The organism is Vibrio sp. QJM3NY_15 (genome assembly GCF_057785995.1).
The window spans coordinates 1,503,457-1,519,871 of the sequence record NZ_CM173518.1; the positions used below are offsets into that span (position 1 = coordinate 1,503,457).

Below are 16,415 nucleotides of genomic sequence, written 5' to 3' on the forward strand. Positions count from 1 at the left end.
AAATTTAGGAATCATATAAAAATTGTAGGGCTCGACAGTGAGTTGAGCCCTTTTCTCATTATTAGCTGTTTTAGCATTATTTAAATAGCTGGAAGCTCATTAAGTAAGAAATAGCTGCTTAGAAAAACGTTTTAATTCAGACGAATTCAACGGTTATGGTTATTAAAAATGAAATTTACAAAGCTTAGCAAAACAATCTGTTTGGCGCTGTTTGCCTTACATATCACCCCGACGTTTGCCCAAGACTCAAATCTGATTCCTGTGACTATCGAAAAAGCTCACAAACAAGCATTCACTTCTTCAATTAACGAGGTAGGCAAAATTAGGGCGACGGATTCTGCTGCATTGACATTTAGTGCTTCCGATAAAATTCTTAACATCCATTTCAAAGATGGAGATTCGGTTAAAAAAGGCGAACTGATCGCTCAATTAGATAACACCAAAGCGAAAGCCGATTTAGATAAAGCTAGAAGTTCTTTAGCACTAGCCAAGTCGAAATTGAAGCGAGTACAAGAATTACTAAAGAAACAGCCTGACTCTATGTCTCAACAAGATGTTGAAGAGCTAGGAGAGCAGGCAAATCTAGCAGCCGCTGATTTCCGTCAGAAAGAAGCGCTGATGAATGACTATTTGTTGGTTGCGCCATTTGATGGGCAGTTAACCAATTTTACCCACTCAGTAGGCAGTAAGATCGATGGCGCCACAGCGTTAGTGAGCTTGATTAAGCTTGATCCTGTCGAAGTTCAATACTCCATTGGACAGTCAGATTTAGGCAACGCTCAGCTTGGACAGAACGTTTCCATCCAAGTTGATGCTTTTGTTGATGAAGCCTTCTCTGGTGTGGTGGATTACATAGCGCCAGCCGTTGATGAAAGCTCTGGCCGCGTAGAAGTGCACGCGCATGTGACCAACCCTGATCACCGTTTAGTCCCAGGTATGTTTTCCAAAGTAAGTCAAATGACGAGCGAGGATTCAACGAAGATGGTGGTTTCTCAAAACTCAGTTCAAGCAAAAGATGCGCAGCGCTTTGTTTGGGTTGTGAATGGTGAAAAGATTGAGCAACGCGTTGTTGAATTGGGTGTGAATACTAACGACGGATATGTTGTTGTCGAGAAGGGATTAACACTAGGCGATAACGTCGTTGTGACGGGGCAACAGAACCTAAAGAAAGCGTCGTTAGTTAAGGTCATGAACCCAAATGCCGAGCAGAAAACGGTTGAGCTGATAACCGAGCAGGCCGCTAAAGAGAGCTCGAAAAAAGCCGTTAAGCCTGAAGTAGAAATGACCGAAATTCAAGCTGATGAGTCACACCCGATTGAACCTTCTGTTGATTGGACTGAATCATCAAAAGCGGTTGACGAAGTAATTAACGAAAGCAGTAAAGGTGCAGAAAACAACGTTACTGTTGAGCATTCATCGAATAAAACCCAAAGCAAGGAAACATTAAGCAAGGAAGCTGTAACGAAGGAGAGTGTGAATGAAGCTTCCTGAGATCTGTATTAAGCACCCCGTTTTTGCCTCTGTTCTGAGTATCACGATTGTTTTACTTGGCTTGTTGTCATTTCAAAAACTATCAATTCAGTATTTCCCTGAACATAAAACACCCTCAGCAACGGTAACCGCTGCGATCAACGGTGCGAGTGCGGAGTTCATGTCGCGTAATGTGGCAGACAAGCTGATTACCGCAGCTACTGGTCTTGATAGTGTAAAAACCATGACGACCGACTGCCAAGAAGGGACGTGTAATCTTAAAATCATCTTCGAAGACGACATTGATGACGTCGAATACACGAGCCTGATGAACAATTTGCGCAGTAGTGTCGAGGCCATTGGTGATTTCCCACCTAGTATGACGGATAAGCCGACAGTAACAGACGACTCATCTGACACCAGCATGCCGAGTAACATCATCACTTTCGTGAATACTGGCAAGATGTCTAAGCAAGATATGTTTGACTACATTAGCCAACAAGTTGTGCCTCAATTCAAACACATTCAAGGTGTTGGAGGTATCTGGGGGCCATATGGGGGTAGTGATAAAGCGGTGAGAGTTTGGTTGCAACCCGATCGTATGATGGCTCTGAATATGAGTGCGTCTGATGTGGTGGGGACACTAAGTTCTTACAACGCGACGTTCACTGCAGGTACTATCAAAGGCGAAGTTCGTGATTTCTCGATTAACCCTGTCAACCAAGTCACTAGTGTTGATGATGTGCGTGATCTGGTCGTTCGTGTCGACAATGGAAAAATCATTCGAATTGGTGATATCGCTGAAGTCAAAATGGGGGAGGAGAGTCTAACGCCGAGTATTTTGCGTGTCGATGACAATCTCGCTATGTCTATTCAGGTGCTGCCACTGAAAAGTGAAAATCCGGTAACAGTTGCTGATAAAGTTAAAAAACAAATTGATGTAATTCAACCTCAGTTGCCAGAAGGCATTGAGATGAAAATGGTTTACAACCAAGCGGATTTCATTAAAACCGCGATTGATGAAGGTTTCATAACTCTGGTTGAAGCCATTGTTCTTGTTTCTGCCGTCGTTGTTCTGTTCCTTGGTTCTGTTCGCGTGGCTTCGATTCCGATCATCACCATTCCAGTGTGTGTGATTGGCGTGTTTGCTGTGATGCATTTACTTGGTTTTAGCATCAATGTGCTGACTATTCTGGCGATCATTCTCGCGATTGGTCTCGTGGTCGATGATGCGATCGTTGTGGCTGAAAATTGCTACCGTCATATCGAAGAGGGTAAAACTCCATTTAACGCTGCAATTAAGGGGTGTCGAGAGATCGTCTTTCCAGTGATTGCGATGACGCTGACTTTAGCGGTTGTTTACTTGCCAATTGGCTTGATGGCTGGCTTGACCGCCGATCTGTTCAGGCAGTTCGCGTTCACGCTTGCAGCAGCGGTGATCATCTCTGGATTTGTGGCATTAACGCTTTCGCCAATGATGAGTGCTTATTTAATGAAGCCTGTATCAACGCCTCCAAAATGGTTCCAAGAGGTCGATGCCAAGCTGAATCGACTGTCTGATGTGTATACCAGAGAGCTGGGCAAGTGGTTTGAACGTAAAGCACTGATGAGTGGTATCGCTTTGATGCTGATTGCTCTGTCTGCCTTAGCGGTTTGGACAATGCCTCAAGTGCTGCTTCCAACTGAAGATACTGGTTTTGTTGAAGTCACATCGACACCGCCAACAGGCGTAGGGCGACAATACCATTTAGACAATAACGCACAGCTAAATAGCGTATTTGCCGATGATAATTCAGTAGAAGCCAACCTATCTTACATAGAAGGAACACCCACAAACCATGTGCTATTGAAGCCGTGGGGAGAGCGTGAGAAATCCGCTGATGAGTTGGTGAACGAGTTTATTGCTAAAGCGCAAAGTTCAGTCTCTGCCTACGGCATGTCTTTCAAAGTTCGTTCTGCAGATAACTTGAATATCGCGACCAACATGATTTTAGAGCTCACGACGGTGAACCGTGATACATCAGCTTTGTCAGAAACCGCGCATCAGGTTGTTGAGGCACTAGAAGACTACGAGGGCGTAACTAACGTTAAGAACTCGATGTTACGTGATCAATTGCGTTATGACTTGTCAATTGACCGCAATGCCATTGTGTTGTCTGGCGTTAATTATGGAAATGTAACCAACGCACTGTCCACATTCTTAGGCTCTGTTAAAGCGGCTGATTTACAAGCAGACGACGGTTATACCTACCCAATACAAGTACAAGTAAACCGTAAAGATCTTGGTGATTTCAAAGTGTTGGACAAGTTGTACGTTGACTCTCAATCAGGTCAAAGACTTCCGTTGTCACAGTTCGTTTCTATTAAACAAGTAACGTCGGAATCGAACTTCAAGACGTTCATGGGGCAAGACAGTGCGGAAATCACAGCCGATTTAATGCCCGGATATACGGCTAGCGATGTAAAAGCTTATGTTGATGATAACGTACCGAGTTTATTGCAGCCTGCTCAAAGCTATGAATTCAACGGTATTGTAAAAGACTTAGTTGATTCGAGTGCCGGCGCTCAAGTGTTGTTCGTATTGGCGTTGATCTTTATCTTTTTGATTTTAGCAGCGCAGTTCGAAAGCTTTGTCGATCCGATGATCATCTTGCTCACCGTGCCACTGTGTATTGTGGGGGCGATTCTGACGCTATCGGTATTTGGCCAAAGCCTAAATATCTACTCAAAGATAGGATTACTGACTCTGGTTGGCTTAGTGACCAAACACGGTATTTTGCTGGTGGAGTTTGCTAACGAAAAACGTAAATCTGGTGCGAGTGCTCAAGAAGCTGCGATCAGCAGTGCACGTTCAAGGCTGCGTCCTATCTTGATGACATCATTAACGATGATCCTTGGTTCATTGCCGTTGGCACTGGCAGATGGTCCGGGCTCATTAGGTCGTATCAATATTGGCTTAGTGTTAGTCGGTGGTTTATCTGCTGGTACGTTCTTCTCATTGTTTTTAGTACCTGTCGCGTATGTCGGTATGGCGAACTTAAAGCAAATGGATGTGCTAGCTCGACTGAGAACGAAATCAGTATAGTTTATCTAACCTATTTTCGGCGAGTGTAATCAAAGAAACGAAAAAGCGCCCACCAGTATCATGGTGGGCGCATTAACAGTTATAGGTATCAGTTTGTTTTTGTTGTTAGCAGATTCGAATTTTACTTATGATCGATATCGATCTTCGAGAAGCTTACCGAGAACACTTCGCCTGCTAATTCTTTCGATGGCTTTATCTGAGCATAAAGGCCCGCTTTAAAGTAGTACTCTTCATTTAGCCATGACTTTGATAACGTCACAGAGTTACCATCGCGATCTTCTGTTTCAACCCCCCAAGCTAAGAAGCGCTCTGACAATTCGTCATTAATGAGTGTTGAAAGGTAAATACCTTGGTCATCTAGGCGAATCGTGTAATCCCAATCCATGTTTGCAGGTGCGACCCCTAGGTTGACACTGAATGGCTGACAGTCGCTGCACATTTTGTTTCCTGGTAGAAATGAATCGTTCAGAACAACACGTACTGGCTTGTTTTCACCATCCCACTGCAATTTCACTAGTGCCTGTTTAATGTCTTTACCATGAATTTGGCCAAGAACGACTTTTGGGTCACTGCCTGTCACGTCTTTATTCGGGAACTGATCAATGCTCACTGTCGCTCTCAGTTCATGTGTCCCTGTTACCGCCCAGTTTTGTTTTCTGGTACTGCATCGATTTTCGGTCTTGAAGTTATACAATTCACGCAGCTCTGAACGAGCGTATTTTGTGTTTGCTGTTGTTGAAACTTGGCCACCAAGGTCGACGGTGAATGTTAGACGTTCTTCGCCATTAACAGACTCACGAGAGAACCAAGGAAGATGAGTGTCGTTGGTCAGGTACTCTTTGCCATTGCACTGTTGCGGAATGAGTTCTGCTGCGCTGCTGCGACCATCGTTATAGTAATCGTCGCCACTGACTGGAAGTGTGATCTTCCATTGTTCGAGATTCCAGTTGCAATCGGTACATGTTGTAAGGTCTGTCTGATCGCTTGTAGCGTTGGCTTCGCAGCCCACGAGTAATAAACCGCTAGAAATCAGTGCCGCAATCTTAAAGCCTTTTAAAGGTTGTTGAGAGTTGAACATAAAAAGTCATTTGTAATACAAAAGATAGGCAAACTTTAGCGATAAATTACGGCGTTTTCATTCGTCTAATAGCAGTTTTACATTTAACTGACAGAGCTTTGAGCTACCGCTCCCAAAAACACATCTTAATACAGTTTTTCTAAGTAACGGAAGTAGGAGTTGGGTCAATGAGGTGAGCTTTTATATACGGACTAGTAATGATTAACTGAACGATCACGCAAATCCTTTTGCATGTTCGATGGGGGAAACCTTGCTTAGAAGTCGTAGTTTAGATTCATTGAACTGTAGATTTCAGCGTTACTTTGGTCTGACGCAACAGTGGTGTTATAAATGTATTCGGTATCAAACGTGAGTGCCAAATTTCCCATCAGAATGTTCTTCAAATAGCCCTTGAGGTTGTAGTTGGTGTTCTCTTCACCGTAGGCTATGTTTGCGGTTGCACCCATAGAAAAGGTTTCAGTGAGCGTTAGTGAGCCATCAACACTCGCATTGACGATCAGTTCATAGTTCTCTTTATTCGGAAACTCTTCATCGGAGGATTGTCGTTTACTTATTCGGTAACCCGGGCCTGCAGAGCCCTGCAGTTTAATTCGTTCAGTATCGTAAAAGTGACGACCCAATCCGGTCGCGGTTATGAATTGCTTGCGATAGGTACCATAGTGGTCGTGCTCAAAACGAGTTGTTGCGACTAAATAGGTGACTTCGTTTAAGTCATAGCTGATGCCATAGTTGGTGGTATAGCGATTGGTGCCATCTTCATCATTTTCGGCATCGGTATAATACGTATCGAACTGTACTCGTTGCCCCCAGTTTTCTTTTTTGTAGCCTACTGATATTCCTGAGTTAATCGACAACGATGAACTGGTGTTTTGAGAGTAGATAAAACCCAGTTTGGTTAACGTAGTGAAAGGCGATTCGTCTTCTTGTTCTGACTCTTGATTCAGAATTGATTCATTTTCGAAGGATTGTTCTTCAGTAACCTCAGCTTGTTCTGTAACAACAGCTTCTTCCACCGATGCCGTTTCTTCAGCGAATACTTGAAAAGACAGAACCATCGCTGCTAAAGGTAGCGGGTTGAAATATCGTTTGTGTAGAACAGTGTTTCTTAATGTGAATGTAGTTTTTGATATAGCGTTTATCGACATAATGGTTAGGTATATAAATGATTGAACACGACCAACCAAGGGTTAATCGTGATGAGTAGACAGTGATCGAATCGAAAGTTTTAAGTGAGCTACGACGCGATAGGCAAAGGGGAAAAGAGGGTTTTAATCGCAGAGAACCCATTGCCCCTATGAGGGTTGAAATCTTCAATATGTACAAAGAATTCAAGAATCTCAGAGGGCTTGTCATCTTCAATCAATAAGAATTCCAACAACCCTTTTTCGATATGACACGAAAGAATGGTTTCGTCTAAATTGTCTGCAGAAATCTGTTCAACATTGATCACGACACTTGTCTCGGGTAAGACATTGAAAGAGTCCTGCGCACATTTAAGAATACAGCTGCACACGTACTCTCGATATAAGGCGTTGCTTTCTGAAAGGGACAAGGTTTCCAACTTTACTTCGCCTTGGCATAAGACCTTTTTATCTTTAGGGATCACGTTGTGCTTATTAACCTGAATGTTGATTTCTAACAGGTGACCATTCTTGTAGGTATTAAAGTTGTGGTTTATTAGCTTGGTGTCGACCACTGACGCGTTCATCGGGTTCTGCTGAGCTTCAGAAAGGGCAGACAGCTTTGCTTGGCTATCGTTATTCAAAACGCCTTGCGACAATTGATTGCCTTTTGCCCAGTAGCTGTAGTTCTGTACCCAATCTACAAATTCCGCTTTGTATTGTTCGATGTCTTTCTCTGCTGCTAGCTCGACATTGTTTGTGAGGGTGTGAAACTTAGATTTGTTACCCAACAGTATATCTAGCCAGTATGGTTTGTATTCATCAAGCGCTTCCATGGCTTTGACTTTATGGTCGAAGCGAACTGTTGGCATTGTAGGCGCAGGTTCCATGGCAATCGACTCCCAATTCACTTTTGGTGTTGGAATGGTATGTACGGATTGGATTAACTGCAGGTGCTGGTTGAACAAGGTCACTTCACTAACCGCGTTCTCAAGTTGTTTCGTATTCATCTACATTCCTGTCGACTGTTGTTCATATCGTTTGGCGTTCATTTTATGGCCAAATGACACTCGGAATATTTCAATGAATGTGAATGATCTTTCGTGAGGTTGTTTGATAATGGTTTAGGAATATTTGTAGTGGTAGCGTTGAGGTTTATCGGTTGGGAAATGAGAGTTTTAACAGAGGACGAGTGTCCTCTGTGTTAGTTATAGCAATACTTGACTGAGTTCTATCTTTGGCGTCTTGCGACCAAAGTGAATCGGTAATCGTTAGATGTGAAGTAGTTTCGGCTGTATTCAAATACCGTGTTATTGGCGAGATAACCACGAGTGCGCTTTTCAATAATCGGTTGAGAAGGATCGATATCCAATTGTTTAGCCACGTCTTCAGGTGGAAGAATCGGAACCAGCTCTTGCTCACTTCTATCAATCACCATGCCTTTGGTGTTTTCAATAAAGTCGTATTTTGATGTTTGCATCACTTGATAGGTAAGATCTGGGAATAGGGCAACAGGTAACCAAGTTTCTTCAACCGTGATTGGGTTGTTGTCTATGAAACGAACACGCTTTACGTAGAAAACCAATTCGCCCTCTTTGATATCCAGATGCTCAGACATAGCCAAAGAGCAGGGCTTGATTTCAAAGGCCAAAACCTCACTGTGCGTTACGACATCCAAATGCGCCCACTTTTCTTGAAAGCTCGATTGTTTGTAAATGTCGTAATTGATTTTGTTCTCTTTAACGTAAGTGCCGCTGCCTTGAACGCTTTCAAGCTCATCGTTTTCGATCAGTAGTTTCAGTGCTTGTCTAACCGTTACACGGCTGACAGAAAATACTTCACGTAGCTGTGCTTCTGTTGGAAGTGCTTCTCCAACTTTATATTCACCAGAACTGATTTTTTCTCTTATTGCATCGGCGATTTGGCGATACATAGGGAGTCTTGCCATTTTTGCCTCATTTGTGCGCTAGGACAACTAGACTTTGATTAACAACCTGTACCTTAAATACGTAAATTTGCTCTATATAAGCCTTGCTTTAAAGGTTAGTGTGAGCGTCGTATCGGCGTTTTGTAGTACATATAATACAAATTAAACGATACATAACAAGCTTTCTTAAAGGATTTACCAATACGATTTAAATACAAATTAAATACAAATATGTATTGGTGAGATCGTGATCACGGATTAAATGTCTTGAAGTTGTATTATTCTTCTCGTCGGCAGGGACGACTGTCGTACTAATCCGTGACTATGGGACAAAGGTTATGAAACTTACTACTCTAACGAATAAGTCGCTCGTAAATCTGCAAACTACGTTTAGCAGTCGAGAAGAAGCGATTTACGCACTTGCTGACCAACTGAATCAGCAAGGCAAACTGCATAACAAGCAAGAGTACCTTGATGCAGTATTTGCTCGTGAAGAGCAAGGCCCGACAGCGCTTGGTGAAGGCCTAGCTGTACCGCATGGCAAGACTGACGCGGTTAAAGAAGCTGGCTTCGCTGTAGCAACGCTCAAGGAAGACATGAAATGGAAAGGCTTGGATGAAGACGAAGATGTAAATCTTATCTTCCTAATTGCGATTCCAAATGCAGAAGCGGGTTCTACCCACATGCATCTGCTCACTGCACTGACAACTACATTGGTTGACGACGATGTTCGCGAAGCGGTATTAAAAGCGACAACGGCTGAAGAAATCTTTGCGCTTCTTGATGGCAACAATCAACAAGAAGGAAAACAAGACAACTTAGATACAAATGCGCCGACAATTGTATGTGTGACTGCTTGCCCTGCAGGTATTGCTCATACCTATATGGCAGCTGAGTACCTTGAAAAAGCAGGCAAAAAGCTTGGCTACAAGGTTCATGTTGAAAAGCAGGGCGCAAACGGTATTGAAGATCGCTTAACTGCGGAACAACTTAATAATGCAGTGGCGTGTGTATTTGCTGCTGAAGTAGCGATTAAAGAGTCTGAGCGCTTTAATGGCATTCCTCGTATTGAAACCCCAGTTGCGGAACCGATTAAGCACGGTGAGCGCATTCTTAATGAAGCGATTGAAGAGTCGAAAAAAGGTAACGGTGCAGAACGTAAAGTTGCTATCGATGACAAACCGAAGAAACTGCCGTTGAAAACTGAGCTTAAACAAGCACTGCTTTCTGGTATTTCTTACGCGGTTCCTCTTATAGTTGCTGGTGGTACTGTTCTTGCGGTTGCAGTTCTTATCGCGCAAATTTTTGACCTGCAAGAGCTCTATGCAACAAAAGATTCTTGGCTATGGATGTATCGCAAACTAGGTGGCGGCCTACTGGGTACATTGATGGTGCCAGTACTGGCGGCTTACACAGCGTACTCATTAGCAGATAAACCGGCACTTGGTCCTGGCTTTGCCGCGGGTATTGCAGCAAACATCATTGGCTCTGGTTTCCTTGGTGGTGTTGTTGGTGGTTTGATTGCGGGTTACGTGATGCGCTGGGTGAAAGAGCATGTTCGCTTAGGCCCTGCGTTTAACGGCTTCCTTACTTTTTACCTTTACCCGGTGATTGGTACTTTGGTAGCAGGTAGTTTGATGCTGTTTGTTATCGGTAAACCTGTTGCGTTCCTAAACCAAGGTCTGACGGATTGGTTGAACGGTATGTCAGGCACTAACGCTCTGCTTCTAGGTGCGATTCTTGGTCTGTTTGTATCATTCGATTTGGGTGGTCCGGTAAACAAAGCCGCTTACGCATTCTGTTTAGGTGCAATGGCGAACGGTGTTTATGGCCCATACGCAATCTTCGGCTCAGTAAAAATGGTATCAGCGTTCACCGTAACGGCTTCAACCATGATTGCTCCACGCTTATTCAAAGACTTTGAGATTGAAACGGGTAAATCAACTTGGCTACTTGGCCTAGCGGGTATTACTGAAGGTGCAATCCCAATGGCGATTGAAGATCCAATCCGTGTAATCGGTTCATTCTTACTAGGCTCTGTGGTTACAGGTGCAATGGTGGGCGCGGCAGGTATTGGTCTATCGACTCCGGGTGCAGGTATCTTCTCTATCTTCTTGTTACACGATTCTGGTTTGGGCGCATTCTCTGCTGCTGCAATCTGGTTCGGTGCTGCCATTGTCGGCACAGTGATTTCAACCATTACTCTTCTGATGTGGCGTGGTCACGCTGTAAAAAAGGGTAAGTTTGAAGCAAGTACTGCAACACAGAACTAACTGAATTTTGAGTTAGCTCCTAACTCACTGCGAAATCAAAATATAAAAAATAACAAACAACTGGCTGTCCGAAATACCTGTGCTCCTAACGGTTTTATTCTCACAGATTCTGGACGTGGTTTTCTGCACCCTAAATTTAGTGGCAGCCAATTTTAACCCCTTGAAAAACTTTAATTTAGTCGTATTTGAGCTCGAATCTAAGATTTACTCGAAGCGACACATTTAGGTAAATGATTATGACTACATCACGCGTACATATTACTCCACACATGCACTGGGATCGTGAATGGTATTTCACAACAGAAGAGTCTCGTATTCTTCTAGTGAACAACATGGAAGAAATCATGAACCGTCTGGAGAGCGATCCAGAATACAAATACTACGTTCTAGATGGTCAAACAGCCGTTCTAGAAGATTACTTCGCGATCAAACCAGAGAACACAGAACGCGTAAAAGCATTGGTTGAAGCGGGCAAGCTAATTATTGGCCCTTGGTACTCTCAAACCGACACAATGCAAGTTTCTGGTGAGTCGATTGTACGTAACATGATGTATGGCATTCGCGACTGTATGAAATTTGGCGATGCAATGAAGATCGGTTACCTACCAGATTCATTCAGCATGAGCTCTCAGTTACCGATGATCTACAACGGCTTCGATATCACGCGTGCAATGTTCTGGCGTGGTTGTTCAGAGCGTCACGGCACCAACAAAACAGAATTCTTATGGCAGTCAAACGACGGCAGTGAAGTAACGGCACAAGTGCTTCCGCTGGGTTACGCGATTGGTAAATACCTTCCTCAAGATGAAGAAGGCCTGCGTGCTCGTCTAGATAAGTACTTCCCAGTGCTAGAGAAACCATCGGTAACCAAAGACATCCTGCTGCCGAACGGTCATGACCAAATGCCAATTCAAAAAGACATCTTTGAAGTAATGGACAAGCTTCGCGAAATCTACCCAGATCGTGAATTCTCAATGAGCCGTTACGAAGAAGTGTTCGAGAAAGTAGAAGCGGCGCGCGACCAACTCGACACAATCAAAGGCGAGTTCAACGACGGTAAATACATGCGTGTTCACCGCACGATCTCTTCTACGCGTATGGACATCAAACTGATCCACGCGGAAATCGAAAATAAGATTGTAAACATCTTAGAACCGCTAGCGTCTATCGCTTGGACATTAGGCTTTGAATACCACCACGGTTTGATTGAGAAAATGTGGAAAGAGAGCATGAAGAACCACGCTCACGACTCGATTGGCTGCTGTTGTTCTGACAAGGTTCACGCTGAGATCCTAAACCGCTACATCCTTGCGGATGACATGGCGACCAACCTGATTCATTTCTACAAGCGTAAGATTGTCGACCATATGCCAGATCGCGAAGGTTGCGACAAACTAGCGATGTTTAACCTTTCTCCATACGAGCGCGAAGAAGTGGTTAACACGACTATCACTATCCGTGCGCAAGAGTTCTCTATCTTTGATGAAAACGAAAACCCAGTTGAGTACTTCATCCAAGGTAAGCGTCAAATTGACCCAGGTAAAGTAGACCGTCAAATCGTTCACTACGGCAACTACGACCCGTTCATGGAGTTTGATATTCAGATCAAACGCACTGTGCCGGCAATGGGCTTCACTACGTTACACATCCAAGGTAACGAGAAGGGCGCAGTAAAAATCGCGGAACAAAAAGATTACTTGCTAGAAAACGATTACTACCGAATTAACGTAAATGACAACGGTACTCTGACTATTTTCGACAAAGAGACAGAGCAAGTCTTCGACCAAGTGCTTCGTTTAGAAGACGGTTCTGATGACGGCGATGAGTACGATTACTCACCATCTCGTCAAGAGTGGCTGTTGTACTCCGACGAATTCCCGGTAGAAACCTCGATTGACCACCAAGGCTTCCAATCGGTAGCGAACATCGCTTTCCACATGAATGTTCCTGTAAACCTTGCAGAGCGTGAAGAGCGCACGGGTCAAAACGGTTTTGTCGAAGCGCAATGCCAAGTGGTATTGAAGCAAGGCTCTCGCCGCATCGAAGTACGCATGGAGCTAGACAACCAAGCCGACGACCACCGTGTACGTGTGCTAGTACCAACGCCATTTGTTTCTGAAACTGTGGTTGCGGATAACCAGTTCGGTTGTATTACTCGCCCAACCAACGACCCTGCAATGGCGGTTTGGGAAGAAGAGAAGTGGAAAGAAGCGCCGGTTCCTGTGTATCAGTTAATGAACTTTGCAGCGCTAGAAAACGGCAAAGCGGGCATGGCTATTATGTCGAATGGTCTGCGTGAATTTGAAGTGATTGCATCTCAAGGTGACGAAAACAGAGATACCTTCGCACTGACATTATTCCGTGGTATCGGCGTGTTGGGTAAAGAAGAGCTATTGCTTCGTCCGGGTCGTCCTTCTGGTATCAAAATCCCGACCCCAGATTCACAAGTGCGCGGCAAGTTAGTGTGTGAATTCACACTGTGTGGCTTCTCGGGTAACCACATTGACGCGAACATCATGGCGCAAGCACGTGACAATGTCACTCAAATCGAATGCTACAACAAGATCCCTTACAATGCGATGAAGCTGAATGTGGGCGAACAAAACCTACCGATGAGCTTTAGCCTTTTGTCTAAGCAACAATCAGGCGCAGTGCTGAGTGTGCTGAAGAAAGCGGAAGATGAAGATGCACTGATCATGCGTGTTTATAACCCGGCAGAAACAGGTTCTGTGTCAGATTCAATTTCGTTCACTCAAGCGGTTTCAAGCTGGAAAGAAACAAGCATGGACGAGCGCGTTCGTGAGGGTGATGTAGAAACTGAAACCTTCGGTGGCTTGTCTTTTGGCGAACTGGCATCTTGCCAAGCAAAAACATTCCAAATCAAATTCTAATTTCAATCACCCGCTCACCTTGGTGGGCGGGAATGGTGAACGACAATGAAAATTGTAATTGCCCCTGATTCATTTAAAGAATCACTTGACGCTCATCAAGTTGCGTCTTGCATTGAGCGTGGATTTGCTGATGTTTTCCCTTACGCAAAGTTCGTAAAACTGCCTCTAGCTGATGGCGGTGAAGGTACCGTAGATGTGCTGCTAACTGCGCTTAATGGTAAGAAACGACGGCTGCAAACGACGGATCCAATCGGACGTGAATGTACGGCTTATTGGGCTTCACTTGAACAACAGGTTGATGGCAAAAGCGTAAACACTGCCTTGGTAGAGTTTGCCCAAGCGTCGGGTTTAGACCGATTAACCGTAGAAGAAAGATCACCTCTTACAGCATCATCTTACGGCACAGGGTTGCTGATTAGAGATGCGCTAAATAAAGGCGTGGAACAAATCATCATTGGTCTAGGCGGTAGTGCCACCAATGACGCAGGGGCTGGCATCTTACAAGCGTTGGGAGGCCAGTTATTAGACAAGCAAGGCAACGAGCTATCTGCTGGCGGTGCCGCACTAAGTCAGTTAGCGAGCATCGATCTTGATGGACTGCACCCGAGATGCAAAGAAGTGACGTTCGTGGTCGCGTGTGATGTGAACAATCCACTGTGTGGCGAAAGCGGAGCCAGTGCCGTGTTTGGTCCGCAGAAGGGAGCATTAAAAGTTCAAGTTGAACAACTTGATACTGCGATCAATCACTTTGCCGATATCGCTCAAGCACATACGGGTACTAATCATCGCGACAGCGCGGGCTTTGGTGCTGCTGGTGGTACACCTCTGGGGTTAAGTCTTGCATTCAATATCCAAATTAAAGCGGGTATTGAGATGGTATTAGATGCTTTGGATGCAGGTAAGGTGCTTGAAGGTGCTTCACTGGTCGTAACTGGAGAGGGGCAGATGGACAACCAAACTCTGCAAGGTAAAACACCTTTCGGTATCGCTCAGAGAGCCCAACAACTGAATATTCCAACCATTGGAATTGCGGGCTCTTTGGGGCAAGACGTTGAAAAACTTTACGGCTCAATGTCTAGCTTATTTGGAACCGTACGTTCACCTCAGTCTTTAGACCAAGTTTTATCAGAAGCGAATCAAAACCTGACTCGCACTGCCCGTAATATCGCCGCCACGCTCAAGCTTGGCAGCCAGATTTTTAATGAGAAGTAATTATGTCTCTATTTAAACTCGACAACGTTATTCAAAACTACGCATGGGGAAGCAAAGACTCCATTAACCAACTTTTTGGTATTGTGAACCCAAACCAAGAACCTCAAGCAGAAATTTGGATGGGTGCTCACCCTAACGGTTGCTCAAAAGTAGGCGATACCGGTGAGTCGCTTTCTCATATGATTGATGAAAATAAAATCGATGTCTTAGGCGGGTATACGGCGTCACGTTTCGGTGAATTACCTTTCCTGTTTAAGGTGTTAGCCGCTGAAACACCGTTGTCGATTCAGGTTCACCCCAACAAGCGTAAATCAGAATTAGGTTTTGAACGAGAGAATACACGCGGCATCCCTTTGAATGCGTCTAATCGAAACTACAAAGATCCAAACCACAAACCTGAGTTGGTTTATGCGTTGACTTTCTACAAAGCGATGAATGGTTTTCGTCCAATCGACGATATTATTGCTTTGTTCGAAGAAGCAGGTATTCCTTCGCTAGCGATTGAGCTTAATGTACTTAAAGCTAATGCCGACAGTGATTCTCTGAAGTCTTTCTTTAGCGCAATTATGTCGCTTGAAGGTGAACGTAAAGAAGCTGCACTTGATGAGCTTTATGCTGCACATGCGCGGCCAGCTAAAACGGTGATGGGACGTGAAGCTCTGCAATACAGCAAAGAGTTCAAACAGCATTATCCGGGTGATATTGGTCTGTTTGCACCATTGATGCTTAACACGGTTGAGTTGGCTCCGGGTGAAGCAATGTTCCTGTTCGCAGAAACCCCCCATGCTTATGTTCAAGGCACAGGCTTAGAGATCATGGCAAACTCAGACAATGTGCTGCGTGCCGGCCTCACCCCCAAATACATAGACGTTCCTGAACTTATCGATAACACGATCTTTGAGCCGATTAAGCCAGAAGATATTCGCCTTAAGCCTGTATTGAAAGAGGGAAAGATGAGCTATCCGATTCCTGTAGATGATTTTGGTTTTGATATCTTATCTGCGACTGATGAGAGCAAGTCTCAGTATTTACGTAGCGCAGAGATCTTGTTCTGTGTGGAAGGAGAGGCGACCGTCACTTCAGAAGAACGTACAGTATCACTTAAGCCCGGAGAATCGGTCTTTGTAAGTAGTAATTCAAGTGTTTACCAATATCAAGGGAATGGCATTTTGGCTCGTGCTTTTAACTAGTGCCCCCGTGCTAGCGATCAGCAAAAGAAATGTCAGAGTACCACTGTAAAGTGGTACTCAATATTGGATTGATGGTTGTTACCTATCTGTTTTTGACAGCATTAATTATTGACCATACCCGCTACTCTGGCGGGTTTTTTCATTATTAGAATGAGTAGATATAAGCTT

Annotated in this window: 10 protein-coding genes; 6 read left to right on the forward strand and 4 right to left on the reverse strand. The window is 44.3% G+C overall.

Features of this window, described 5'->3' with window-relative positions:
- The first annotated feature begins 168 nt into the window (after nt 1-168).
- Both AC3CKG_RS22940 and AC3CKG_RS22945 read left to right on the forward strand, forming a co-directional pair.
- A complete protein-coding gene (locus AC3CKG_RS22940) occupies nt 169-1,491 on the forward strand; it encodes an efflux RND transporter periplasmic adaptor subunit (protein WP_488529443.1) in 1,323 nt (440 codons plus the stop codon).
- Nucleotides 1,478-4,555: an efflux RND transporter permease subunit gene (locus AC3CKG_RS22945; protein ID WP_488529444.1), complete on the forward strand. Its 3,078-nt coding sequence runs from the start codon at nt 1,478-1,480 to the stop codon at nt 4,553-4,555. Before AC3CKG_RS22940 ends, AC3CKG_RS22945 begins: the two co-directional genes overlap by 14 nt.
- Before the next feature lie 121 nt (nt 4,556-4,676).
- On the opposite strand, the gene AC3CKG_RS22950 is transcribed toward AC3CKG_RS22945, so the two are convergent.
- From AC3CKG_RS22950 to AC3CKG_RS22965, 4 genes are all read right to left on the reverse strand, one after another.
- The gene (locus tag AC3CKG_RS22950) at nt 4,677-5,633 is read right to left on the reverse strand and encodes a polysaccharide lyase family 7 protein (protein ID WP_488529445.1); all 957 of its coding nucleotides are present in this window, start codon (nt 5,631-5,633) and stop codon (nt 4,677-4,679) included.
- A 254-nt stretch (nt 5,634-5,887) separates the two neighbouring features.
- A complete protein-coding gene (locus tag AC3CKG_RS22955) occupies nt 5,888-6,688 on the reverse strand; it encodes a DUF481 domain-containing protein (RefSeq protein ID WP_488529446.1) in 801 nt (266 codons plus the stop codon).
- A gap of 179 nt (nt 6,689-6,867) precedes the next feature.
- Nucleotides 6,868-7,764 carry a hypothetical protein gene (locus AC3CKG_RS22960; RefSeq protein WP_488529447.1) on the reverse strand — a complete coding sequence of 299 codons (897 nt, stop codon included), beginning with the start codon at nt 7,762-7,764 and terminating at the stop codon, nt 6,868-6,870.
- Between the two features lie 221 nt (nt 7,765-7,985).
- Complete coding sequence (locus tag AC3CKG_RS22965) at nt 7,986-8,702, reverse strand: GntR family transcriptional regulator (protein ID WP_099165559.1); 717 nt, start codon at nt 8,700-8,702, stop codon at nt 7,986-7,988.
- Between the two features lie 317 nt (nt 8,703-9,019).
- Between AC3CKG_RS22965 and mngA the strand changes: the two genes are divergently transcribed.
- The 4 genes from mngA to manA all read left to right on the forward strand — a co-directional run bounded on the left by mngA (nt 9,020) and on the right by manA (nt 16,247).
- Nucleotides 9,020-10,954 carry a PTS 2-O-a-mannosyl-D-glycerate transporter subunit IIABC gene (gene mngA, locus AC3CKG_RS22970; RefSeq protein ID WP_488529448.1) on the forward strand — a complete coding sequence of 645 codons (1,935 nt, stop codon included), beginning with the start codon at nt 9,020-9,022 and terminating at the stop codon, nt 10,952-10,954.
- A 236-nt stretch (nt 10,955-11,190) separates the two neighbouring features.
- The gene (gene mngB, locus AC3CKG_RS22975; protein WP_488529449.1) at nt 11,191-13,845 is read left to right on the forward strand and encodes a mannosylglycerate hydrolase; all 2,655 of its coding nucleotides are present in this window, start codon (nt 11,191-11,193) and stop codon (nt 13,843-13,845) included.
- 45 nt (nt 13,846-13,890) lie between these two features.
- Complete coding sequence (locus AC3CKG_RS22980; RefSeq protein ID WP_488529450.1) at nt 13,891-15,057, forward strand: glycerate kinase; 1,167 nt, start codon at nt 13,891-13,893, stop codon at nt 15,055-15,057.
- Between the two features lie 2 nt (nt 15,058-15,059).
- Nucleotides 15,060-16,247, forward strand: coding sequence for a mannose-6-phosphate isomerase, class I (manA, locus tag AC3CKG_RS22985; protein ID WP_280620563.1), 1,188 nt, complete (start codon nt 15,060-15,062; stop codon nt 16,245-16,247).
- Nucleotides 16,248-16,415 lie beyond the last annotated feature (168 nt).

Bases quoted from the DNA above. Each gene is read 5' to 3' on its own strand.
- AC3CKG_RS22965 (WP_099165559.1), bottom strand. From the start codon at position 8,702: ATGGCAAGACTCCCTATGTATCGCCAAATCGCCGATGCAATAAGAGAA.
- mngB (WP_488529449.1), top strand. From the start codon at position 11,191: ATGACTACATCACGCGTACATATTACTCCACACATGCACTGGGATCGT.
- AC3CKG_RS22955 (WP_488529446.1), bottom strand. From the start codon at position 6,688: ATGGTTCTGTCTTTTCAAGTATTCGCTGAAGAAACGGCATCGGTGGAA.
- AC3CKG_RS22960 (WP_488529447.1), bottom strand. From the start codon at position 7,764: ATGAATACGAAACAACTTGAGAACGCGGTTAGTGAAGTGACCTTGTTC.
- AC3CKG_RS22950 (WP_488529445.1), bottom strand. From the start codon at position 5,633: ATGTTCAACTCTCAACAACCTTTAAAAGGCTTTAAGATTGCGGCACTG.
- mngA (WP_488529448.1), top strand. From the start codon at position 9,020: ATGAAACTTACTACTCTAACGAATAAGTCGCTCGTAAATCTGCAAACT.
- manA (WP_280620563.1), top strand. From the start codon at position 15,060: ATGTCTCTATTTAAACTCGACAACGTTATTCAAAACTACGCATGGGGA.
- AC3CKG_RS22940 (WP_488529443.1), top strand. From the start codon at position 169: ATGAAATTTACAAAGCTTAGCAAAACAATCTGTTTGGCGCTGTTTGCC.
- AC3CKG_RS22945 (WP_488529444.1), top strand. From the start codon at position 1,478: ATGAAGCTTCCTGAGATCTGTATTAAGCACCCCGTTTTTGCCTCTGTT.
- AC3CKG_RS22980 (WP_488529450.1), top strand. From the start codon at position 13,891: ATGAAAATTGTAATTGCCCCTGATTCATTTAAAGAATCACTTGACGCT.